We start from the raw sequence: 22,651 nt of genomic DNA on the forward strand, positions 1-22,651 counted from the left end.
TCTAAGACAATGAACTTTTAATATCTTCTAATTGCTCTACAGTTATAGGCTTGATAACGTAATTAGACACGCTATTAAATTTTTTGGCTCTCTTTAAATCTCTGGGATCTATTGAAGATGTAAGAATATATATGGTAATTTCTTTTGGCGGATTAACTTTAGTAAATTCTTCTAGAAACTCCCAACCGTCCATCACAGGCATGTTAAGGTCAAGAAGTATTAACTGCGGAACATCTTCACCTTTTTGTATAATTGCGATTAACGAATCTAAGGCTTCCTGACCATTAGAAAAGACCAGAAAGTTCTCGCAAAATTCTGTAAGCTTCATCATTTTTTTAATCCCAAAAACAAATATAGGATCATCATCTACGATACAAGCCAGTTTAATTTTTTTCATTTAATTTTATTATAAATGTTGTCCCTTTTCCTACTTTGCTCTGTACGTTTATTGAACCTCCCATAACTTCTACTTGAGATTTAGTCATATAAAGACCTAATCCTCGTGCATCAGAATGTTCGTGAAATGTTTTGTACAGGCCAAAAATTCGATCTCCGTAGCGCTCTAAATTAATTCCCAGACCATTATCTGAAGCAGTGATAATCACATACCCATTAATACGCTCTGCAGATAGCTGCAACCAGGATTTTCGTTTGGGATCTCTATACTTAATTGAGTTTGTAATTATATTAAGTATAATACTCTCTAAGTATGCCGGTACAGCATATATTTTGAATCCTTCGTCAACACGATTTAAAATCTGAAAGTTAACTTCTACCATAAGTCCCCTAACAGAACGGATTCCATTTTCTATATATTTATATAGATCTAATTCTTCTTTATCCTGATAATTAATGTCTACAGATACCACTTCATTTAAGTGCGATATGGTTTCTGTTAACATAGACGAAGCCTGAGCAAGCATTTCAAATTGCATTTCCCGCTCTTCTTCATCTTTTTCATTTTTTAGAAACTCTATCAGCATACCTATGTTACTAGAATGCGATCTTAAATTATGCGATACTATATGTGCAAAATTTATTAAGCGTGTATTTTGATTGGTTGTAACCTCAACAAAGCGATTTATTTCATCATTTTGTTTCTTAAGTTCTGTAACATCTTGTATCTGAGCAATAATTTTTTTTGGTTTACCTTTAGAATCATAATTTAAAGAAAAATAGGCTTTAGCTAGAATAGTATTTCCATTTTTATGTAAGAAATTCTGCTCGTTTTCAATTTTACGAGAATTTTGATGAAACAGATTTTTTATTAAAAGATAGTTTTTCTGAAACTCATCAGGTCTATATAAGTCTGTGATTTTTTTCTTTAAAAATTGATTCTTGTTGTACCCAAAAATCTTTTCGCAAGCTTCGTTAACTTCTAAAATTTTAAAACTTTCGACATCTATTATAAGAAAAGCAATAGGTGTATTTTCAAATGCAAGTCTAAATTGCTCTTCACTTGTACGTAATTGATCATTTTTTACAACCCTATCTGTAATATCCTGAAACGTACCTAAAAGACGTACACATTTCCCATCTTCAAATTCTGCCTTACCTCTAGCATTTACATAGACCTCTTTACCTGTATATGTTATTAGTGTAAAATCTTCGTCCCAAGACTCCCCAAATTCAATAGCACGATTAACTACCTGGGTAAGACGTGCTCTATCTTCACCTTCTTTATAGAAATTAATACCGATATCTAAATCTAGTTTGAAGTCTTCTGGAATTTCATGAATCTTACGGGTAACTTCAGACCAATATATAGCTTTTGTTATAAGATTTAACTCCCAAAATCCTATATAGGCAACCTTGTTTGTTTGCTTTAATAATTCTTCTTTTCTGTATTCTTCAGGTCGAGTACTTAAAATGCGTTGCGCTAACACTAAGACTTCACCCTCGGTTTCAAATTTGCCAAACTTATATTTATAGCGCACTTGCTTTACAGGCACATCAACTATAAAATGAGTGCTGCCATTAATAAGCGCCTCTTGTATAGCCTTTGCAAATTTTTCTAAAAGGTTTGGTTGAGTATTGCATGGATTTTCTAATTCTCGACTAACCTCCTTTTTCCACTCGTAAGAAGCTGATAATAATATACCTTCTCTATCAAAAACAGCTAATGCGCCCGGCAATACATTAATAGTTTTAAGTGCAGGGGAAGTGTATTTCATTTTATTATTGTTTGTATTCAAATCAATCTAATATATTTTTCAACTCCTGAGCGTTTGAAATCTCGGTTTTATTATATTTTAAAGTCCAGCCTAAAGTATTAACTGCTACATATATATTAGAAAGTTCTGCTATTAGTCGATTTTCTGCATTCTCTCGTAAATCTGAAGCTTCAATCTTCTTTTTCAAACTTACCATAACACGTTTTTTAATAGTATTGTAATCTGAAGCTCCAAACTGATTGAGGTAATCCTGAGTAACATCATAATACTCAATGTCAGGGTTAATATTAATTTCAGCCTTTGGGATATGTGTAATCGTGATTGTTTTATTAGCAATATCTACATCTGTTTCTAAAGCTCTTAAATCATATGCAATAGTAACCTTTGCATTCACCACTACTAAAGCTTTTTTATTAGCAGTTAGTATATCTAGATACATTTTTTTTGAATCTTTATACGTAAAGACCTGAGCGAATGATCCTTCTGTAACTATGAGTTTGCCTACATTTTTAATTTCTTTCTCAATTAATTGGGTAGCTTGTGACAATTCAGCACGTTGATCGCTTTTATCCTTAAAATAGAGATAGGTAAAAATCCCTAAAATAATAATGGAAATGAGAATAAGTATTCTGCGCATACAGCCAATGCTAGTGGAGATAAATTATTTTTTAAATGTACCCACAAAAAAAAAGATAAAAAAACTTGAAACCGTTTTTAAAGAAAATTAACGTTGTTATATGATATTATTATTTTTAGCCTTTTGAACTGCCTCAAGTTTACTGTGTACCTGAAGTTTTTTATAAATATTCTCAATATGCTTTCTAACGGTACTTGGAGATAAAAACAAATTTTCGGCAATAGCGGTATAATTCAACCCTTTGCTGAGTTGTTCCAGGACTTCTATTTCCCGGTCTGACAACGAGATATCCTCTCTGTCTTCAAAACTTTTAAGAGATTCAGGATTGCGAAGTAATTTTAAAGTGCGCATCGCAATTGAAGGGCTCATTGCTGCACCACCCGCAAGTGTTTCAAGAATACCCTTATGCAGGTTATCGGGACTGGTTTCTTTTAAAAGATAACCGTCTGCACCAGCTTTAATTGCATTAAAAATATGCTCGTCGTTATCAAAAACGGTGAGCATAATAATTTTTATTTGAGGGTATTTCTGTTTTACTAAGATTGTTGCTTCGATACCATTAAGAATAGGCATCTCAATATCCATCAAAATAAGATGAATGCCATTATTTGCTTCCAGATTATGAAGAAGGTCTTTCCCATTTTCTGCAATAAATTTTAATTTAAATTCTTTAAAAAAAGACAGTTTTTCAGCAACTGCTTTTGCTAAAAAAAATTTATCGTCAACGATTGCAATTTTTACATCCATAAACTAATGGGAAATAAAAAAACTGGTGAAGAACCTTAATACTTCCCCAGGTCATAGCACTTTTAAAAGCATACTTTAACTTGCTAAATCTTCCTAAATTTAATGGTAAGATTTATCTTTTAAAATAGGGTATTCCCCCTATTCCGCATTCACTAAATCTCAAAATTATAACCACTTTCTAAAAGCTCCTGATATTTTTCTGAATCAAAACGGTATAAGTACGCACCACGCTTTGAACTCGTTTTATCTTTTTCGTCAAGCTTCACCAAAACTTTAAGCGATAATACTTTTTTTCTAAAATTACGGGGATCTAATTCCCGCTGATAAATCGCCTCATATAACTTTTGCATCTGCGGAATCGTAAATTTTTCAGGAAGTAACTCAAATCCTATAGGCTGATAACGTGACTTACGGCGTAACATATCTAAAGCATCTGCTACCATTTGATCGTGATCTAAAGCTAAAGGCGGAAGGTCTTTTAATGTGTACCAGAAAGCACCGTGCTCTTCTACTAACTGTTTATCGTAATCATCTATACGTATGAGCGCATAATGCGCAACAGACAAACAGCGATAACCGGGATCACGATCTGCTTTTCCGTAGGTTTTAGATTGTTCTAAAAATAACTGATTAAGACCTGTGATCTCTTTTAAAACGCGTCTTGCTGCCTCATCTACATCTTCTCCCAGCTTAACAAAACTCCCTATCAATGACCATATACCCGAGTTAGGCTCAACTCTTCTCTTAAAAACAAGCAATTTAAGATCGCCATCATCAAAGCCAAATATTATGCAATCTGTCGCTACATAAATTTTGTCATTTTGAGCATAAAAATCTTTGTGTCCTAAATGCATGTCACTAGCAGAACTTGGGGTCATATGTTTAATTTTAAGTGTTTAAAATACGTTTTTTTTTATATAACACCTAATTTGTATCAAATGAGTATAACTAACTTTTAGTTTGACATTTAAATTCTCACTCTGTTGCTATTCAGTAAAATTTAGTTGAAAGTCTTACTAAAGTACCCTGATTAATCTTGCTTGTAATAACTATGTCTGCGCCTATATCTAAGGCTCTTTTTTTCATATTAAGAAGCCCATTACCCGGCTCATAATTTTTTAAATCAAAACCACTCCCATCATCATAAATTTTAATTTCTAAGTGGTTATTGTTTTTATCAACTTCAATATTAATGGTAGCAGCATCTGCATATTTTAGAGAATTGTTTACAGCCTCCTGAATGATGCGATAAATATTTATGCCTTCTATAGAAGTAAAACTATAATCGCCGGGTAAGTCTGTCGAATTCTCAAATTTAAATAAGATGGTATCACGACTTGCCTGTGCCCGTTCTATAAAATTTGCAATACGTATTTGTAGCTCCTCTAATGAAATAGTTTCTTTATTCATTGCCCAGATCGTATCCCGAAGTTCGTTGATTGTTATTGATGCAAATTCACTTATCTGTGTAAGTTTTTCGGTTATTTTTTGATCTTTACTTTTTAAAGCATACTTCAAATTATCTATACTTAAAATGATAAATGTAATTTGAGATCCTATGTTGTCGTGTAAATCCCGGGAAATACGTAAACGCTGTTCTTCTAAACGATTTTGCGTTTCAATTTTAGCTAATGCAATCTCGAGTTCTTTTTCTTTTTGAAGCTGACTATTTTTAAGTTTATGCCGGTTATAAATTAAATAACTTAAAAGTCCCAAAATCAAAATTAACCCCAGACTCCCATATAAATAGCTGTTTTTTTGACGTACTTCTAAATCCTTTTCAGCCAGTTGGGCACGTTGCTGCAAGATTTGATTTTCTTTCTGTTCGGTTTCATATTCTAATTCAAGTGCTGCTATCGCTTTACTTGTTTCTAAACCATTAATGCTGTCTTTAAATGCTGAGAACTTTTCAAAATAAAATAAGGCAGAGTCAGTTTGCTTTAAGTTTTTAAATGCTTTAGAAAGTTGCTCGTACGTATATTGCATTAAAAACCTATAGTCCTCTTTACGTGCTATTGGTAAGGATTGCTTAAAGAAAGGTATGGCCTGTTGTGGTTTATTTTCTGCCATAAAAACCTCACCTATCTGGGTGTAATTCTCTGCTATACCCTTATGATCTCCTATCTCTTCCCGTATAGCCATTGCTTTATAAAAATACTCTCTAGATAAATCGTATTTACCTTGTTGCCCATAAACTCCGGCAAGATTGCTGTAACTATACGGGAAACCATCTTTATAATCACGTTCTTTAACGATAGCTAATCCTTTTTTATAGAAATAAAGGGCACTATCTAATTGACCCTGCATTTCTTTAAGTACCCCGTAATTATTATATGTTCGATCTAAAACCTCTTTATAATTGCCTATTTCGGCCATTTTTATGCCCTTATTCATATAGTATTGAGCCTTAATCATATCATCACGCTTCATTCCGTAGCCCATCTCCCCATACAGATTTGCTGCTTGAGGTTTAAGATTATTTTCTTCAAAAATACGAATGGCTTTAAGGTTGTAAGCGACACGTTTAGCACCGTTAGATTCATAACCATATAGGGTAGCCATGTTTTTATAGGCTTCTCCCATTCCTTTTTTGTAATTAATTTTCTGAGCAGCATTTAAATTTTGCTCAAAAATAATCAGCAAAGTATCGGTATTTAAAGAACTGTTTTGAACAAGAATGGCATTGATTGAATCAATAACTTTAATGTCTTGTGCCGAAAAACGAAAGGTTAGAATGAAAATGCAGAATGCAAGAAGGTATTTTTTTCTCATAAAAACAGATTACAAATGATTTAAAATCTAAATATATAGAAATCGTAAATTCATTGATATACAATTAAATATAAGTAAATTTTAAAGCGAAATTTCGTTTTGAAGAATTAGCGATTCTTTTAAATTATAGCGAAGAAAGTCGTAATTGGTTAACCCCTCTTTTCGAATCTCTCGTTGTGATTTGTTCAGCTCAAGTCTTGCATTCAGCAATTTCATTTTACTGCAGTATACTGCCGTTCTTTTTTGTTTAGAAAATTGAAAATACAGCAGCACTAATGCTATAGCCATTACATAAATAATATAAAAAACCACTTTCATATAAGCGCTTTTAGTTACGGTGTTATTGTAAAAATGAGTATTCTACCTAAACACTAAATTGCCCGAATTTTAAATTAAAGGGCTCTAAAATAAATAAATTTAAAATTGAGGATTTCTTAAATGAATTGAGAGCTCTTCGTTAATTGAAATAAAAAAACTGCCCAACTTTAGATCAGGCAGTTATTGTAAGTAAGTATTTAGAATGGTTAATCAAAAAATTCTTTCAACTCCTCATTTAAAAAAGCACTGGCAGATTTGTAAAGTCCGTCAGCCAGTTTAACCCCATCGGTTTCGGCAAATTTTGCATTAGTACTTATGGTGCTGTAGGTGTTTTTTACAACAAATAAATCTCCAATATTAGTATAGGTGATCGAAGCACCCTTATCGTAGGCACTTGACTTGGTATCATCTATAACTCCTGAAATGTAAACCGGTTTCTTTAAATAACCTTTAGACTGAATTTTTTTCAATCCTGCCCCCTGGTAGAATTCTATAGTATTGGGTATGGTATACACTTCTTCCTGTCCTTTCATACGCAGTCCTTTTGTTTTGGGAGCCTGTACTGTATGCGTTCCCAGCATAAGATTTGTTTTAACCTGTGCATTTGCGCCAGATAAACTCTTAAGCCAGTTAGAACCGGCTTCACTAAAATTAAGTGCCAATTTTACTTCAATTACTAAGGCATCGTCAAGATCTTTTGAGAGTTGGTTAGGTCCTGAAACAGCTTTACCCACCATTTTTAAGTTACCCATAATTCCTGCTTTATTACTCGATTTACCTTCGGCTTCACGCTTACTTACCATAAAACTTGCTCCACTTGGTAAAATCTCAAGATAACCAGGGTTGGCACTTTCCCGAATGTTAGGACCTTGCATACGCTCGGCATTTTTATAATAATCTGTTTTTGCTGCAGTTTCCACATCTATTAATGTGTAACCCTTAGCTTTAAGATCTGCTACAAATTCGGTGTACAGTTTATCAACCTGAGCCTGTAATAATTGAGCATCAATACCTTTAAGTCCTAACGCGGCTTGTGCAGTTGCCTCACCTCTTCCAATACCTCTAAATTCCTTTTCCTTTTTATAATCAACATCTTCACGGTAGACTTCTACCATTACCTGAAAATCAGATATGTAAACATTTTTAGACATTTTATCACTAGGCTTCTGTCCCCAATGATCAAGTTTTACATTCAATTCACTTACTTGTTGGGCAGTTAAACTGTTATAACATACTAGCAGACAGAATACTGCTAAAAAATAATTTGTTTTCATAATTAAAAGATTAAAGTTTTTACATCTCAAAAGTGACTGATTTTCAAGCAGTAATCAATACGGCATTTGCCCTATATTTCTTAACCTCTAGTTTAAAATTGACTGTTATTTCTTTAGAATCCCTAAATAATAAAGCCGAAAGAAGAATTTCTTCAACTTCCGGCTTCGCGTAAAAACCTCAACTTTCGAGATTTTTTTATTCTTATTATTTTCTGATAATCATGTTGAATTCCCCATCACTAACCTCTATTTTTTTAGAAGTATCACTAAGAAGATATCCGGTAAATTTGAAAGTTCCCTTTACACGTTCACCTTCCTCATATTCTGAAATTTTAATTTCCCCGCTAGTTGTCACGCCACCAGCTGTAGAATAAATCTGCACACTATTAAAGTCTGATTTATTTGAAAGAAAAGAATACGTACCCGAACTCATCGCATTGAGATTGTAACTACCTACACCTTCAAAACCTATAATTGTAATTTGAATATTTTCAGAATCTATTGAACCTCCAGAAATTGTAATAACCTCAAAACCCGCAGAAGTATTTACTTCTGCAAGTGTCGCCTCAGGAAATGAGGTATATGATTTACCTGCTACAGTTGCGGTGAGTTTACCATCTACAGCATTGCTACCACCACCATCGTCATCATTGGAACATGAAATTAGAAGTAGACTTAAAATAAACGCTAAAAAGAATTTTACAGTTGATCTCATGATTTGTTTTTTAGATATAAGACAAATGTCTCGTAAACTAAAACACAAAACCATTAGGCATTTGCCCTATTTAAAACTGAATATGAGGTATTTGAATTTTAAGAGCAGTTATTTTATCGTCAAGTTTTCTAAGGAATTTCTTATGTTGTGCCGAAGAAGGATTGAATGGACGATGTCTCAAGCCTCGCTGGATTTCTTCAACCTGAAGCATTTTTTTTTGTGTTTCCGAAGCAAAATAAACAAAAGAAAAGCGCTCCCAGATATAATCTACAGCGAGTTCATTAGGATGTATTAAATCACGATCATAAAATCTGTAATCACGCAATTCGTCCATCATTATCTCGTAAGACGGAAAATATTGAACCTTGCTATTACTAGTAATTACAGCATGTACTGCCGTGATTAAATGAGCTTTACTTCGCTGATTTTCTACAAAACCATCTTTAAGATGGCGTACAGGCGATATTGTAAATATGACCGAAGCTTCTGGATTTATTGCCTCTACAGCTTTTACAATACGGTTTAATGCATGCTCGACCTCGACAACACTAGCTAACTCTTTTGTGAATTTATTTTGGGGGATTTTATGGCAATTTGCCACAATCTTATTGTGTGAAATATGTCTATAACCCCAGGCAGTTCCTAAAGTTATAATTACGTGAGAAGCTTTTTTTATTTTATGCTGAAAGTCTTCTAATGCCGTATTTAGATTGAGTACGACAGTAGAATCTGTTGAAGCATTTAGATTAGAATGTGCATCTAAAGAGACATAATAATCCTCTACTAATTCTACATCTAAGACGGTAAATTGCTCTTGAGAAACAGCGCGTTCAAAAAGACGTGCGATTGCTTCGGGGTGAAACAAAATACCAAAGGGGTTAGTAAGCGACTTAAATTTAAAGTCGGTTAACTTAGCTCCTATATGTTCAACAAAACAACTCCCTACTAAAAGCAAATCTGAGTCATAGTCTATAGGACGATCAGATTGCTTTAGCGGTATAGTTGTTTGTAATTTCAATACGTTGTTTTAAATGATGTATGATTTTACAGCACTCAAAGCAGCATCAATACCTTCGGGATTTTTACCTCCGGCTGTTGCAAAAAATGGCTGGCCGCCGCCTCCTCCTTGTATGTGCTTACCTAATTCACGTACAATAGTACCTGCGTTTAAATTTTTTGCTTTGGCTAATTCTTTATCAATATAACAACTTAGTAAAGCCTTACCTCCCTGTCGAGAAGCTAGCAGGAGAAAGAGATTATCTATCTCACCACCTAACTGAAATGAAAGGTCTTTAATTCCGTTTGCGTCAAGATCTACCTCTCGTGCCAGAAAATTAATTCCGTTTAATGCTTCTAATTCTGTTTTAAGCTCGCCTTTAAGACCCTTAGCCTTTTCAGCTAATAAAGATTCGAGTTGCTTTTTAAGTTCGTTATTTTCTTCTTGTAAACTTTCAATAGCTTTTGCAGGTTCTTTAGTATTGTTCAAGAGATCTCTTACCGCCTCAAGTTGCTCATCTTGCTCTTCAAAATACTGCATTACCGCATCACCGGTAATGGCCTCTATACGGCGTATCCCAGATGCTACAGCACCTTCTGACTTCACTTTAAAATACCAGATGTCTGCGGTATTTGCAACGTGCGTTCCTCCGCACAACTCCATAGACTTACCAAAACGAATAGCACGTACAGCATCCCCGTATTTCTCACCAAAAAGTGCAATTGCACCTTCTGCAATTGCCTGATCGTAAGGGATAGCGCGTTGCTCTTCTAAAGCTAATTGTTCTTGAATACGCGCATTTACAAATTGCTCTACCTGTTTCAATTCGTCTGCAGTTACTTTAGCGAAATGCGAAAAGTCAAAACGCAAATACCCACTGTGTACCATAGATCCCTTTTGCTCCACATGAGTACCTAAAATAGATCGCAATGCCTGATGCAATAAATGGGTCGCCGTATGGTTAGCAGCAGATCTGCTGCGCTGTTTCTCATCAACAACAGCCGTAAAGGTATTCTCAAGATCTTTAGGAAGGTTCTTAGCAATGTGTATAATGAGGTTGTTTTCTTTCTTTGTATCGGTAATATAAACTACATCACCGTTAGGAGCTTCTAAATATCCTTTATCACCTACTTGCCCACCACCTTCAGGATAGAAAGGGGTTAGATTAAAAACAAGTTGGTATTGATCACCTTCTTTGACGGTATTTATTTTACGGTAGCGGGTAATTTTTACCGGAGTTTTTAGCGTGTCATAACCCACAAACTCTTCTTCTGCATCATCGCTTATGACAGTCCAATCGCCAGCTTCAATTTTTCCGGCAGCACGAGAGCGGTCTTTTTGTTTTTGCAATTCCGCTTGAAAGCCTTTCTCATCTAGACTGAAACCTTTCTCACTTAAAATAAGTGCTGTTAAGTCTATAGGAAAACCATAGGTATCATATAATTCAAAAGCTTTTGCTCCAGATACTTCCTTACCTGTAGTCTCTGCCAGTATCGAATCTAATAAAATTAACCCCTGATCTAAAGTGCGTAAGAAACTTTGTTCTTCTTCCTTAATAACATTGTAAATTAAATTCTGTTGCTTTTTAAGCTCGGGAAAAGCTTTGCCCATCTCATCAGAAAGAACATTTACCAGTTTGTAAATAAAGGGTTCTTTAGTATCTAAAAAGGTAAAACCATAACGTATTGCACGACGCAGTATACGGCGTATTACATAACCGGCACCAGTATTACTTGGCAGTTGCCCATCTGCGATAGAAAAAGCCACAGCGCGTACGTGATCTGCAATTACTCGTATTGCAATATCAGTTTCTTCTGTAACTGCATACTTAGAATTAGTAATAGTTTCTATCTCTCGAATTAAGGGTGTAAAAACATCGGTATCGTAGTTTGATTTTTTGTCTTGCAACGCCATGCACAAGCGCTCAAATCCCATCCCGGTGTCAATATGTCTTGCTGGAAGATTTTCTAAACTTCCGTTAGCTTTACGATTGTATTGTATAAAAACTAAATTCCATACTTCAACAACTTGTGGGTGATCTGCATTTACAAGTGAAGCTCCAGGTACTTTTGCCTTTTCCTCCTCGGTACGTAAATCAACATGAATTTCTGAACACGGCCCACAAGGTCCCTGATCGCCCATTTCCCAAAAGTTGTCCTTTTTGTTTCCATTAAGGATACGGTCTTTGGCAACGTGCTTACTCCACAAATCATAAGCCTCAGTATCACGCTCCAGATTTTCACTGCTGTCACCTTCAAAAATGGTAACATACAATTTGTCTTTATCTATCTTATAAACTTCAGTAAGAAGCTCCCAGGCCCAGTTTATAGCTTCGGGTTTAAAATAATCTCCAAAACTCCAGTTGCCCAGCATTTCAAACATCGTATGGTGATAGGTATCTTTACCTACCTCTTCCAGATCGTTATGTTTTCCGCTTACGCGCAGACATTTTTGCGTATCTGTCACCCGCGTATTTTTTGGGGTACTGTTACCAAGAAAAAATTCCTTAAATTGGTTCATTCCTGCGTTTGTAAACATCAACGTAGGATCATTTTTAATAACCATTGGCGCAGAGGCTACAATGGAATGATTTTTGGATTTAAAAAATTCTAGAAATTTATCGCGGATTTCTTGAGATTTCATGTGCAGATTTTAATAGCGTTTAGTTAAACTAAAAGTGACACTAAACTATTTTTTATATTTGTTCGTTTTCCCCTTGATAAAAGCGGATTTTGAGCCGAAAATTTTAACGCAAAAATAGAATAAATTAGCTAATGTCTAAGGTTAAATATTATTACGACAGAGATACCCTTTCTTACAAAAAGATTGAAAAGAAAAAAGGCCGCAAACTAGGTTATGTTCTACTATCTATTGGCGCTTCTTTCTTAGCCGGTTTTATCTTACTTCTTATTTACCTCAATATTCCAGATCTCGAAACACCCCACGAAAAAGCATTACAACGCGAATTGCAAAATATGAAAATGCAATATGGCGTACTCAATAAAAAATTAGATCAGGTTCAAACGGTTTTAGGTGAGATAGAAGAACGAGATAACAATATTTATCGCCTATATTTTGAGGCAAACCCTATACCCGATGAGCAACGTAAAGCCGGTTTTGGTGGGGTAAACAGATACAAAGATTTAGAAGGTTATGATAATTCTAAAAAAATCATAGAGACCAGTAAGCGTCTTGATATTTTAACTAAACAACTCGTAGTACAAAGCAAATCTCTAGATGAAATTGCTGTTTTAGCGGAAGAAAAAGAAAAACTTCTCGCTGCGATACCAGCAATACAACCAGTTGCTAATAAAGATTTAACACGCATTGCCTCGGGTTATGGTTTAAGATCTGACCCATTTACTAAAGAACGTAAGATGCATTGGGGTATGGACTTTACTGCTCCGCGTGGTACGCCTATTTATGCTACAGGAGATGGTGTGATAGATCGTGCAGATAATAATGCTACTGGTTATGGTAATCATATACGTATTAACCACGGTTATGGTTATGAAAGTTTATATGCCCACCTTTACAAATACAATGTAAAACCAGGACAAAAGGTTAAGCGTGGAGATTTAATAGGTTTTGTAGGAAGCACAGGACGTTCTGAGGGACCTCACGTGCACTATGAGATTTTTAAAGACGGTGAACGTATAAACCCAATTAATTTTTACTACGGAAACCTTTCGCCAGAAGAGTTTGATGTAATTTTACAAAAAGCACAACTCGAAAACCAATCCTTGGATTAATGCATATTCAACTGCCCGAAAAACTATATTACAGCATAGGCGAAGTAGCTGATGCCTTTGATGTAAACACATCACTTATACGCTTTTGGGAAAAAGAATTTGATGTCTTAAAACCAAAAAAGAATGCCAAGGGCAACCGTAAATTCACTCCAACAGATATAAAAAATCTGGAGCTAATTTATCACCTGGTAAAAGAGCGAGGCTTCACCTTAGAAGGGGCTAAAACACATTTAAAAGAAAATAAACAACAAACATTAAACAAATTTGATCTTATTAGAAAGCTAGAAAACATAAAAGCTCAGCTTCAAGAATTAAAAGATCAACTCTAATCAATCTAACATGAAAAAAGGAATTATCGCAATTGTCGTAGTAGTACTACTTGGAATCATTGCTTACTCATTTTTTAAAGGTTTTTACAATACCGCTATAACATTAAAAGAAGATGCCGTTGCACAATGGGGTAATGTTGAGAGCTCGTACCAGCGTAGATCTGATCTTATTCCTAATATTGTGAACACAGCAAAAGGTTATGCAGAATTTGAGCAAAAAACCCTAACCGATGTTATCGAGGCACGCTCAAAAGCTACAGGTGTTACTATAGATCCTACAAATATTTCTCCAGAGCAACTGGCGCAATTTCAACAGGCACAAAGTGGTGTTAGCTCAGCATTATCTAGGCTTTTAGTTACGGTAGAACGCTACCCAGATTTAAAAGCAAATGAAAACTTTAAAGAACTTATTAACGAGCTAGAGCGTACAGAAAATCGTATAAATGTAGAGCGTAACCGTTATAATGAGGCAATTGCTCCATATAACAAACACATTAAAACATTCCCAAATAATGTGATAAATAATTTCATTGGTAACTTTGAAGAGATGGGTTATTTTAAAGCAGATGAAGGTGCACAAAATGCTCCTGAAGTAAATTTTGACTTCAACGATAAAGAAGCAGCATAATGGCATCTTTAGTTGAAGAATTTTTAACTGCGGAAGAAGAACAGGAAATCGTTGAAGCGATACGACAAGCAGAGCTGAAGACTTCTGGCGAGATACGCGTTCACTTAGAACGTACCTGTGCGCATGAAGCTTTAGATAGAGCTAAGGTACTTTTTCATCAATTAAAGATGGATAATACTAAAGCCGAAAATGGCGTTCTTATTTATGTTGCAGTTGATGCAAAGAAATTTGCTATTTGTGGGGACCGTGGCATCAACAAAGTAGTTCCTGCAGATTTTTGGCAAAGTACAAAAGATCTTATGCAAGCTGAATTTAAAAATGCTCACTTTAAAACCGGCCTTGTAAAAGGCATAGAATCTGCCGGAGAGCAACTCGCGCATTTCTTCCCCTGGGATGATGATGACGTTAATGAACTCTCTGACGAAATATCGACCTCTTGATTTATTTACCTCGATTATATACCATTCGCCATTTATTAATTCTGGCATTGCTTTTTTGTCTTTCGGCAAAAGGCTTTGCTCAATATGATATCCCTGAAAAACCTTCAAAGCAGACCAGTGTTTACGATTATGCAAACCTGCTCAACGCTGGTCAAAAAGCTGCTCTAGAAAATAAGCTTGTCAAATACAGTGATACCACCTCAACACAAATTGTTGTCGTTGTAATCCCTAGTACAAAAGGGGAAGACATTAGTATGCTGGGAGCAAAATGGGGTCAAAAATGGGGAATAGGCCAGGCAGATAAAGACAATGGTATTCTTATTACCTTAGCTACTCAAGATCGTAAAGTAGACATCAATACCGGGTATGGTATAGAAACTATTATTACAGATAGAATGGCAGAACAAGTCGTAAACCGGGTAATGATTCCGCAGTTTAGAAATGGAGATTTTTATGCAGGTTTAGACCAGGCTGCAGATGCTATTTTTCAAATGCTACAGGGCGAATATGAAGGTACACGACAGCAGGATAATTCTAAACCGGTGAGCTTACTGCCCATAATTATAATCTTCCTCGTAATTGTCTTTATTTTGAGCCGTTCACGCGGCGGCGGCGGTAAAAATGGCGGTAGTCGCAGTGGTGCCGGCAGTTTGCTCGATGTAATTATACTTAGCAGTATGGGTCGTGGTGGCCTGGGTGGCGGTGGCTTTGGTGGAGGTTCATCTGGAGGTGGCTTTGGCGGTGGCGGTTTTGGAGGCGGCTTCGGCGGTGGTGGCTTTGGAGGCGGTGGCGCTTCTGGAGGCTGGTAGATACTTTATCTAACTCGCAAGACTCAACATTTAAAAACGCATTTCTTGAATTCTTTTATAGACCTTATTCATCAAGTCACACAGTTCGGAACTAAAACTGTGATCCTAGATAACAAACACAAAACACTTAAAAAAGCACTTGCAGACGTTTATGCGCTTTATATAAATCTCGAATCAAGTTTTGATCAACAGGTGTACAACGATGTAAAACGTTTAAACTATGGTATTGTTTACGCTCAGGTAAAATTGAATTTCCCAGATTTAGGATTCTATTCAAATTTAGATGGAATATTAGATCATAATAATAAGCTTCAAATCGAAAAAGGTGATGCCTTAGACGACCTTACAGACCTTATCTTAGATTTAAGCGAAGTGGCCTGGCGTTTAGAGAATACTAGTTTAAATGACGGTCTCTGGTATTTTAATACATTGATGCGTGTTCACTCAGAACAACATCTATTAAATCTTCTTCAGTATTTAAAAGCCTTAGAAGCTTAAAACTATTTTAAATACAAAACGACTCTTAGGTATAGAGTCGTTTTGATCTAACTATCAAAACCTGTTGTGTAACCAAAACAGGTCTTGATGTATGTTTTTATATCTATTTTACTTTTTGATACAGTTTTAAATCACGTGTATTTTTCTGAACGGTTACAGCAGCAAACATACTTAAGGTAAAAGCCATACCATAAAACCCTTTTTCACTAAGCGTAAGATCTGCATTCCACAGCCCTACTATTAATAATAAGATTGAAGCAATTGTCGTAAACCAGCTTATACTATAATAAATATCCGTCACTTCTATTCCCTCCTGTCTGTCCCGCACACTCTTCTGTACAGATATTACCGAGAATAACCCAAATAGTAAAATCGTAAAATAGTACCCTTTCTCGTTGAGTAACATAGAGGCATTCCATAAACCGATGCAGAACGCAGTCATACCTATAAACAGAGCTGACCAGGCAGCAGATACAAATGCAGATGTAGGTTTACTGTTTAATACGCTGTGCTGCTTAATATTTTCAGAATTCAACGTGTTTTTCTCATTTTCAAATGTAGATTCCATACTAGTTGTTTTGATAATTAGATGACAAAGATGCCATGACAAAAAATAAATTGAAACTTCATTTTTTTTAAATACTTACTATTTAATTTATATTAATCTATATTTATCCCATAGTTTTATTGACTTTATCTTATCAATAACTTACGATTAAATGTCTGCTCTATTTCAATTAATAAATACTTTTACTGCTGAAGAGCAACATCAGGTTATACAGTTTTTGAAAAATAAAAACAGGCGAGGCGACACAAAAAACATTGAACTGTTTAAAAAAGTCTGTAAAGGTGAAACTCTAAATCTTCACGAGTCACTCTATAAAAAACCCAACCGAAATGCATACCACGCATTAAATAAACGCTTACTCGATAGCCTTCTAGATTTTATAGCTTCTAAAAGTTTTTCTGAAGAATCTGGCGAAGAGATGTTGACATTAAAACTCATTTTAGCAAGTAGGATTCTCTTTGAACAAAAGCTTAATAAACTAGGCTGGAAAACCATTTGCAAAGCAGAAGCACTTGCCGTTAATTATGAATTATATACCGCATTACATGAGATTTATGATACGCAGCTGCAATATGTACATCTAATTGAGCATATTAATTTTGAAGATGTTTTAGTTAAAAGCAGTAAAAATTTAGAACATCTTAATTCTGCTTTTAAATTACAACAAGCCTATGCATCATTAAAAAACCAATTGCAAAACACTACACCAAACGCATTAAACATTTTAGAAGATACCTTTAAGCGCTTTGACATTATGCCTAATGAGGAATTCACCTATAAATCTTTGTTTCAGTTTATGGATTTATTGAGTGACACGGCAGAATTAGAGAGCGATTATTACCACATAGCCCCATTAATGGAAGAGGCTTTTATGTTTATAAAACAAAAAAACACTTCAGAAAAACACAGCTATTATCATTTGCAGATTTTATATCTAATGGCTTCAAATGCATTTAGAAATAAAAAATTCAAAAAATCAATTGCTTATCTTGAGGAGTTAAATACACAACTCACAGATAAGTATCGCAATCAATTTTACATTTCGGCTCTAGTGCTTAGATCGCTCGCATTAAACTATCTGGGACATTTTAATCAGGCTATTTTACTTTGTGAAAACGTAAAAGATAAGTCTCCCAGAGTGCAATTGCTTTTAATGACACTGTATTTTCATCAAAACAGGTTTAAAGACGCTTATACAACTTATAAAAAGCTGAATCATAGTGATCAGTTTTATGAGAAACAGCTGGGTCTTCTTTGGGTTGTTAAGAAAGAAATCATTGCGCTGCTTTTATTAATTGAGTTAGATAAACTTGATCTTGTACTACAGAAACAAAAATCTTTACATAAACGATTCTTTAGCAAACTCCTTGCTTTAGGAGAAGAACGAGCGATGCACTTTATTAAACTTGCAGGTAAGTACTATGATAATCCGCAGATTGTAACAACTGTATCTTTTTTAGAACAGGTTGAAGGGTCTTTTAAATGGGTAGGTAATGACCGTGAAGATCTATTTGCCATGAGCTTTTATGCCTGGCTTAAGTCTAAAATGTACAAACGCAATCTTTACGTGGTTACTCTTGAACTCGTTAATCAAACCAATTATTCTCTCTTACCTCACCTTTCTTACCCAGTGTATTAAACTTATAGCTATAACTCAACATAAAATACTGCTGTAAAACGGTGCTTTGTACATCTTCTACATACGACTCTGTAGCATTACGACGCGAGTTAGTATTCTGGTCAAGCAGGTCATATACTTTAAAGGTAATTAACGATTTATCTTTCATAAAAGAATATGCAAGAGAAGTATTCCAAAAAATAGCGTCTTGCTGAAAATCTGCACCTACATTAGGGTTATAAACATATCTGATGTCGTTTTCCCAGGTGAGCCATTTTGGAAAATAGGTAGTGGTACGTATGCGCATGTTATGTTGTGTAAAATTTCGGCCTTCGAAGAAATCTCTATTAAACGAAGTTTCAGTAAAACTAACTCTGTACTCCGGTCGAATCTCAAAGAGATCTTTCCACGTAAATCGAAGTCCTAAAGCTGGTGTATAACTCTTAGTCAAACTTGCATATTGATCTGCATTAAAGAAATTTACAAACCTATTTAAATTTCCGTAGGTGCTTAATTCTACTTTAAGTGTGCGTAAACTATCTAACTTAAAATCTTTATTATAGCTTAAACTCGCGTATGCATTATAGGTACCATCTACATTTGTAAAGGTGGTATTTCTTACAAAATTGTCATCTACCTGCGTTTGATTAACAACTTGATTATTAGTGACATTTACACTAAAATAACTATAGTAACCGGTTCGCGAAGCCCAGTCATAGTTATTTAAGCCTAAGTTAAATGAATGCCTGTTTGTGGGATCAAGGTTAGGATTACCCTGTACTGTATTCAATGGATCTGAAACATCTACATATGGCGACAATTGTCGCACGTCTGGAGCATCGTTATTAAGACGATAACTCGTCCATAAACTCATTTTTTTATTAAACCTATATCTCAAATTCGCATTTGCCTCAACCGCATCAAAATCATTCTCAAAATCAATATCCCGCACCCGGTCACCATTCTCATCTGTAAGACGATCTTCACCGGTAAGCTTTCGCATAACATAGCCTGCACTTAACCCTGCATTTAATTTCTCTCCATTATAATTAAATCCTAGCTCTGGTCGTTGATAGGTATTCTCACTTTTAAAATCGGTACTTTGAGGTAATATGATTTCGTTATACAATTGGTCTGTTGCGTCAAAACCATAAACGAGCTGCGTATTTGTTCTGCGTTCTGCATTATACTCGTATTTAGTCTCTACAAAAAGCTTTTTAGCAATAATAGGTAAGCGCCACGATACACTTGAATTAAATTTTTTAACCAGATCGTTTCCGTCTGTAAATTGATTTCGATCTATTTCTTGCGGGTCATTCCCAAAGACATCTGTTTGAGAATTTAAAAAATCATCCCGCTCATTATCATTACTACTCACATTTGCATTGGCTCTAATAAAACCACCTCCATTACCATATTTTTTAGTTGTGGTTAATCGTGTTTCAAATTCGCGATTGGTTCTAACACCACGGTTGTTGTATTCACTAACATTTACCTGCTCACCATCTGCATTTGTAGTAGATGATCTCCCAAAGTTGTTATTTCTTCCTTCAACATATCTCAATTTTGGTAAGATCTCAATCATAAGCGTAGAATCTATTTTAGCCTGAAAACGCATATTTGCGCTATGATTGTCTGTGCTGGTATTTGAAGAAGAAAAGGACTTTGAAAAAAAACGATTCTGAGGTAGAATATTTTCGCGTGAGCGGTTTGTTTCTTCAAAGCTATCTGCTGCCGAATAGAAGTAATCTGCAGAGGTTTCTATCTTTTCTCCAAAGTCATTAGCGAGATTTGCTCCCGCTGTACGAGAATTAGTCACTCCCTGACCTCCTCCAAAGCTTCGACCATTAATATTAAATGACCCATTGTCGTTAAAAGCAATATAGTTAGCCCCTCCAAACATTTTCTCGATTTCTCCAAAACTAAATCCGGGGGAATTAATATTGTTTCCTCCTCCCAGAACGCTTACGCGTAAGTCATTGTCAAAATAATTAACCAGACCGGCATATTCAAAACGGTCATCTGTACCCGCACCTGCCGCAACTCGCCCAAAAATTCCCTTGTTTTTATCTTCGTCTATTGTGATATTTATCGTTTTATTGTCTGCATCTCCCTCTTCTCCCGCAAATTCTTCAGACTCAGTTTTTGTATCTACAACCTGTATTTTATTAATAATTTCTTTAGTAAGGTTACGTGTTGCTATGGTAGGATCGTCGCCAAAAAATGGCTTTCCATTTACTAAAATTTGGTTTACAGGCTTCCCATTTATACGTATTTGCCCGCTTTCATCAACTTCTGCTCCCGGTAATTCCTTTAATAAATCTTCAAGCGTAGCATCTGGTTTAGTCTTAAAGGAGGCTGCATTAAATTCTAACGTATCTTTCTTAATAATCACAGGTGGAGTTCTCGACTTAACAATAACATCTCCTAAAGATTCTACCTGAAAATCTAAGAAAACCGTTCCTAAATCCAGATTGCTACTTTTAGAAATGTCTATTTCCCGTTCATAGGACTCATAACCTACAAAAGTTACAAAGAGATTAGCCTTTTCTAGTTGTGTACGTCCTTTTAGCTCAAAACCACCATTGCGATCACTTATAGTATAAGTAATAACTGTGCTGTCTTTAATAGTTTCTAATACGACAGTTGCCGCTTCTAAAGGGGTTTTCTGCTCACCGTCTTTAAGATTTCCGGTTATTTTAAAATCTTGAGCAAATGTACAAATGGAGATAAAGCTTATTACTAAGCTCAGTAGATAGCGATTATTCATAAATGATTTTGATTGATGTACGAATTACAGCAATTAATTTATAACTATAAGATTAGTTATAGTATTTAAGATAATTTTAACATGTCGATCAGACTATTAATTAGAACTAAACCAAGGTTTTATCTTCTTCTACGGGACCCACCGGGTAAGCCGCCGCTTTTACCTCCAAAGTTACTTAGCTTATAAGTTATGCTCAACATCGCATATTGCGTTAAGATTAGACTGTTTGTATCCTGCACATAATCATCTCCCGTGATTCTCTGTGTATCTACAACCTGATCTAAAAGATCATATACTTTAAGCTTTAGTGTTGCTTTCTCATCTAAGAATTGATATCCAAGACTAGTATTCCATAATATAGATGAGTTCTGAAAACCAGGCGAAACATTGCCATTATAGTTGTAGGTGATGTCATTACCAAATATGATATTTTTTGGCCAAAAGCTTGTTGCCTCAAATCCCACTCTATGGTTTATGAACTCTTGATCACGATTAGCATTTATTGAATATTTTGTATCGTTATAAGTTAAACTATAGCTAGGATTAATATTAAAAAGCTCCTGAATCGCATACGTAAAACTAATACCGGGACTTATACGCAGTCTTTTTGAATCGAATAACGTACCGTTAGTAAAACCTACGTTCTTATCGTGATTACCCGTAAGGCTCAATCTATATCTAAATTCACGCGCTTCTTTACGCGTACTTTTAGTATAAAAAACCCTTGCCGAAGCAGACATCGCTCCGTTTACATTTGCATAGGTAGTAATACGTCTCAAATCTTCTCCTATAGTACTCACAGACACAACTTGATTTTCAGTAAAATCTAGAGAGAACGAACTAAAAATTCCACTTCCTCCACCAGAACCAAAATTGAAACTTCTAAAACCACCTCCTATATTGTGGCTGTAAACAGGTCGCAATGCCGGGTTACCTATTACAATATTTAATGGGTTTGTACGGTCTGGAACCGGTTGTAATTGTCGTATAGACGGTGTATTTGCATTTGTGCGGTAATCTATATATATACTTTTAGAACGTTGTAATTCATACCGAATACCTGTACGTATATACAGATTATTGTAGGTATTATCAAAACTTACAGGACTAAGCAGGTTGTCATTTTTTAAAATGGTATTTAAGAGACCTACATCTGCATTTATGCGCCATCCCTCGTGATCGTAATTTAGTCCTATACTGGGTGTATTTCTATAGGTTTTTACTTCAAAATTACTACTAAGTGTATCATTACGTACGGTATAATCGCCGGTAGTATCAGCCTCAAAAACATATCTCGAGTTTGTAGACGTTGATGATGATAAATTATAATTCAAATCCAGATAAAAGTCTGTTGCCAAAACTAATCGTTGCTCAATACCTAGCCCATATTGATATTCTTTTTCCTCTTCAGCAATAAACTGATCTTGTGTTTCTGTACGGGCATTTGCACCAAAAAAGTTACTTTCAGAAAAATATAAATTATCATTTTCCTGATTGTTATATTCCTGCGAAAGGTCTAATCGCAAATAGGCGCCTCTACTCCCAAAACGTTTTATAAAATCAAGATTGTTACGCACTCTTAAATTAAACACATCTTCCTGGTCT

At 35.1% G+C, this 22,651-nt stretch carries 20 protein-coding genes; 7 read left to right on the forward strand and 13 right to left on the reverse strand.

The annotated features are described in order from the left end of the window. Position 1: 1 nt before the first annotated feature. From ACEN25_RS09920 to alaS, 10 genes are all read right to left on the reverse strand, one after another. Positions 2 to 397: a response regulator gene (locus ACEN25_RS09920; protein WP_028376481.1), complete on the reverse strand. Its 396-nt coding sequence runs from the start codon at positions 395 to 397 to the stop codon at positions 2 to 4. Beyond that, entirely contained in the window at positions 384 to 2,174 is a 1,791-nt protein-coding gene (locus tag ACEN25_RS09925; protein ID WP_441802777.1) for a sensor histidine kinase, read from the reverse strand. Before ACEN25_RS09925 ends, ACEN25_RS09920 begins: the two co-directional genes overlap by 14 nt. Positions 2,175 to 2,196: 22 nt before the next feature. After that, positions 2,197 to 2,811 carry a DUF4230 domain-containing protein gene (locus ACEN25_RS09930; protein WP_441802778.1) on the reverse strand — a complete coding sequence of 205 codons (615 nt, stop codon included), beginning with the start codon at positions 2,809 to 2,811 and terminating at the stop codon, positions 2,197 to 2,199. 96 nt (positions 2,812 to 2,907) lie between these two features. Then, positions 2,908 to 3,558, reverse strand: coding sequence for a response regulator (locus tag ACEN25_RS09935; RefSeq protein WP_441802779.1), 651 nt, complete (start codon positions 3,556 to 3,558; stop codon positions 2,908 to 2,910). A gap of 152 nt (positions 3,559 to 3,710) precedes the next feature. Further along, on the reverse strand, positions 3,711 to 4,436 hold the full coding sequence (locus ACEN25_RS09940) for an NUDIX hydrolase (protein WP_441802780.1): 726 nt from the start codon (positions 4,434 to 4,436) through the stop codon (positions 3,711 to 3,713). A 112-nt stretch (positions 4,437 to 4,548) separates the two neighbouring features. Then, on the reverse strand, positions 4,549 to 6,330 hold the full coding sequence (locus ACEN25_RS09945; protein WP_441802781.1) for a tetratricopeptide repeat-containing sensor histidine kinase: 1,782 nt from the start codon (positions 6,328 to 6,330) through the stop codon (positions 4,549 to 4,551). 524 nt (positions 6,331 to 6,854) lie between these two features. Then, positions 6,855 to 7,922, reverse strand: coding sequence for a hypothetical protein (locus ACEN25_RS09950; RefSeq protein WP_441802782.1), 1,068 nt, complete (start codon positions 7,920 to 7,922; stop codon positions 6,855 to 6,857). A gap of 205 nt (positions 7,923 to 8,127) precedes the next feature. Next, positions 8,128 to 8,637, reverse strand: coding sequence for a DUF6252 family protein (locus ACEN25_RS09955; protein WP_441802783.1), 510 nt, complete (start codon positions 8,635 to 8,637; stop codon positions 8,128 to 8,130). A gap of 70 nt (positions 8,638 to 8,707) precedes the next feature. Beyond that, positions 8,708 to 9,655, reverse strand: a complete 948-nt coding sequence (locus ACEN25_RS09960; protein ID WP_441802784.1) for a GSCFA domain-containing protein — start codon at positions 9,653 to 9,655, stop codon at positions 8,708 to 8,710. Positions 9,656 to 9,664: 9 nt separating this feature from the next. Then, positions 9,665 to 12,277, reverse strand: coding sequence for an alanine--tRNA ligase (gene alaS / locus ACEN25_RS09965; protein WP_441802785.1), 2,613 nt, complete (start codon positions 12,275 to 12,277; stop codon positions 9,665 to 9,667). 131 nt (positions 12,278 to 12,408) lie between these two features. Here alaS and ACEN25_RS09970 point away from each other — a divergent pair, with 131 nt between their 5' ends. Genes ACEN25_RS09970 through ACEN25_RS09995 form a run of 6 tightly spaced genes read left to right on the forward strand, consistent with a single transcriptional unit; the run spans position 12,409 to position 16,090 of the window. Further along, complete coding sequence (locus ACEN25_RS09970; RefSeq protein ID WP_028376492.1) at positions 12,409 to 13,386, forward strand: M23 family metallopeptidase; 978 nt, start codon at positions 12,409 to 12,411, stop codon at positions 13,384 to 13,386. After that, the gene (locus tag ACEN25_RS09975; protein ID WP_028376493.1) at positions 13,386 to 13,715 is read left to right on the forward strand and encodes a MerR family transcriptional regulator; all 330 of its coding nucleotides are present in this window, start codon (positions 13,386 to 13,388) and stop codon (positions 13,713 to 13,715) included. The genes ACEN25_RS09970 and ACEN25_RS09975 overlap by 1 nt, the downstream gene beginning before the upstream one ends. A 10-nt stretch (positions 13,716 to 13,725) precedes the next feature. Beyond that, the gene (locus tag ACEN25_RS09980; RefSeq protein ID WP_441802786.1) at positions 13,726 to 14,343 is read left to right on the forward strand and encodes a LemA family protein; all 618 of its coding nucleotides are present in this window, start codon (positions 13,726 to 13,728) and stop codon (positions 14,341 to 14,343) included. Then, a complete protein-coding gene (locus tag ACEN25_RS09985; protein ID WP_441802787.1) occupies positions 14,343 to 14,783 on the forward strand; it encodes a TPM domain-containing protein in 441 nt (146 codons plus the stop codon). Before ACEN25_RS09980 ends, ACEN25_RS09985 begins: the two co-directional genes overlap by 1 nt. Next, the gene (locus tag ACEN25_RS09990; RefSeq protein WP_441802989.1) at positions 14,771 to 15,592 is read left to right on the forward strand and encodes a TPM domain-containing protein; all 822 of its coding nucleotides are present in this window, start codon (positions 14,771 to 14,773) and stop codon (positions 15,590 to 15,592) included. The genes ACEN25_RS09985 and ACEN25_RS09990 overlap by 13 nt, the downstream gene beginning before the upstream one ends. A 45-nt stretch (positions 15,593 to 15,637) precedes the next feature. Then, entirely contained in the window at positions 15,638 to 16,090 is a 453-nt protein-coding gene (locus tag ACEN25_RS09995) for a DUF5063 domain-containing protein (protein WP_441802788.1), read from the forward strand. Between the two features lie 103 nt (positions 16,091 to 16,193). Here the strand turns inward: ACEN25_RS09995 and yiaA are convergent, their stop codons facing one another. Further along, positions 16,194 to 16,658 (reverse strand): inner membrane protein YiaA, encoded by a 465-nt coding sequence (yiaA, locus tag ACEN25_RS10000; RefSeq protein ID WP_441802789.1) that lies wholly within the window; start codon positions 16,656 to 16,658, stop codon positions 16,194 to 16,196. Between the two features lie 151 nt (positions 16,659 to 16,809). On the opposite strand from yiaA, the gene ACEN25_RS10005 reads away from it, so the two are divergent. After that, the gene (locus ACEN25_RS10005) at positions 16,810 to 18,297 is read left to right on the forward strand and encodes a hypothetical protein (RefSeq protein ID WP_441802790.1); all 1,488 of its coding nucleotides are present in this window, start codon (positions 16,810 to 16,812) and stop codon (positions 18,295 to 18,297) included. Here ACEN25_RS10005 and ACEN25_RS10010 read toward each other — a convergent pair. Then, positions 18,245 to 21,046: an outer membrane beta-barrel protein gene (locus tag ACEN25_RS10010; RefSeq protein WP_441802791.1), complete on the reverse strand. Its 2,802-nt coding sequence runs from the start codon at positions 21,044 to 21,046 to the stop codon at positions 18,245 to 18,247. The two genes, ACEN25_RS10005 and ACEN25_RS10010, sit on opposite strands and share 53 nt — an antisense overlap. Before the next feature lie 119 nt (positions 21,047 to 21,165). Next, on the reverse strand, positions 21,166 to 22,638 hold the full coding sequence (locus ACEN25_RS10015; RefSeq protein ID WP_441802990.1) for an outer membrane beta-barrel protein: 1,473 nt from the start codon (positions 22,636 to 22,638) through the stop codon (positions 21,166 to 21,168). Between the last annotated feature and the right edge of the window lie 13 nt (positions 22,639 to 22,651).

It is taken from the genome of Leeuwenhoekiella sp. W20_SRS_FM14 (assembly GCF_052119605.1).
Lineage (GTDB): Bacteria > Bacteroidota > Bacteroidia > Flavobacteriales > Flavobacteriaceae > Leeuwenhoekiella.

What these genes read in the sequence shown, in the direction of transcription:
- ACEN25_RS10010 (WP_441802791.1), bottom strand. Translation starts at nt 21,046, where the DNA reads ATGAATAATCGCTATCTACTGAGCTTAGTAATAAGCTTTATCTCCATT.
- ACEN25_RS09920 (WP_028376481.1), bottom strand. Translation starts at nt 397, where the DNA reads ATGAAAAAAATTAAACTGGCTTGTATCGTAGATGATGATCCTATATTT.
- ACEN25_RS09975 (WP_028376493.1), top strand. Translation starts at nt 13,386, where the DNA reads ATGCATATTCAACTGCCCGAAAAACTATATTACAGCATAGGCGAAGTA.
- ACEN25_RS09980 (WP_441802786.1), top strand. Translation starts at nt 13,726, where the DNA reads ATGAAAAAAGGAATTATCGCAATTGTCGTAGTAGTACTACTTGGAATC.
- alaS (WP_441802785.1), bottom strand. Translation starts at nt 12,277, where the DNA reads ATGAAATCTCAAGAAATCCGCGATAAATTTCTAGAATTTTTTAAATCC.
- ACEN25_RS09930 (WP_441802778.1), bottom strand. Translation starts at nt 2,811, where the DNA reads ATGCGCAGAATACTTATTCTCATTTCCATTATTATTTTAGGGATTTTT.
- ACEN25_RS09955 (WP_441802783.1), bottom strand. Translation starts at nt 8,637, where the DNA reads ATGAGATCAACTGTAAAATTCTTTTTAGCGTTTATTTTAAGTCTACTT.
- ACEN25_RS09925 (WP_441802777.1), bottom strand. Translation starts at nt 2,174, where the DNA reads ATGAAATACACTTCCCCTGCACTTAAAACTATTAATGTATTGCCGGGC.
- ACEN25_RS09970 (WP_028376492.1), top strand. Translation starts at nt 12,409, where the DNA reads ATGTCTAAGGTTAAATATTATTACGACAGAGATACCCTTTCTTACAAA.
- ACEN25_RS10005 (WP_441802790.1), top strand. Translation starts at nt 16,810, where the DNA reads ATGTCTGCTCTATTTCAATTAATAAATACTTTTACTGCTGAAGAGCAA.
- ACEN25_RS09945 (WP_441802781.1), bottom strand. Translation starts at nt 6,330, where the DNA reads ATGAGAAAAAAATACCTTCTTGCATTCTGCATTTTCATTCTAACCTTT.
- ACEN25_RS09940 (WP_441802780.1), bottom strand. Translation starts at nt 4,436, where the DNA reads ATGACCCCAAGTTCTGCTAGTGACATGCATTTAGGACACAAAGATTTT.
- ACEN25_RS09935 (WP_441802779.1), bottom strand. Translation starts at nt 3,558, where the DNA reads ATGGATGTAAAAATTGCAATCGTTGACGATAAATTTTTTTTAGCAAAA.
- ACEN25_RS09985 (WP_441802787.1), top strand. Translation starts at nt 14,343, where the DNA reads ATGGCATCTTTAGTTGAAGAATTTTTAACTGCGGAAGAAGAACAGGAA.
- ACEN25_RS09950 (WP_441802782.1), bottom strand. Translation starts at nt 7,922, where the DNA reads ATGAAAACAAATTATTTTTTAGCAGTATTCTGTCTGCTAGTATGTTAT.
- yiaA (WP_441802789.1), bottom strand. Translation starts at nt 16,658, where the DNA reads ATGGAATCTACATTTGAAAATGAGAAAAACACGTTGAATTCTGAAAAT.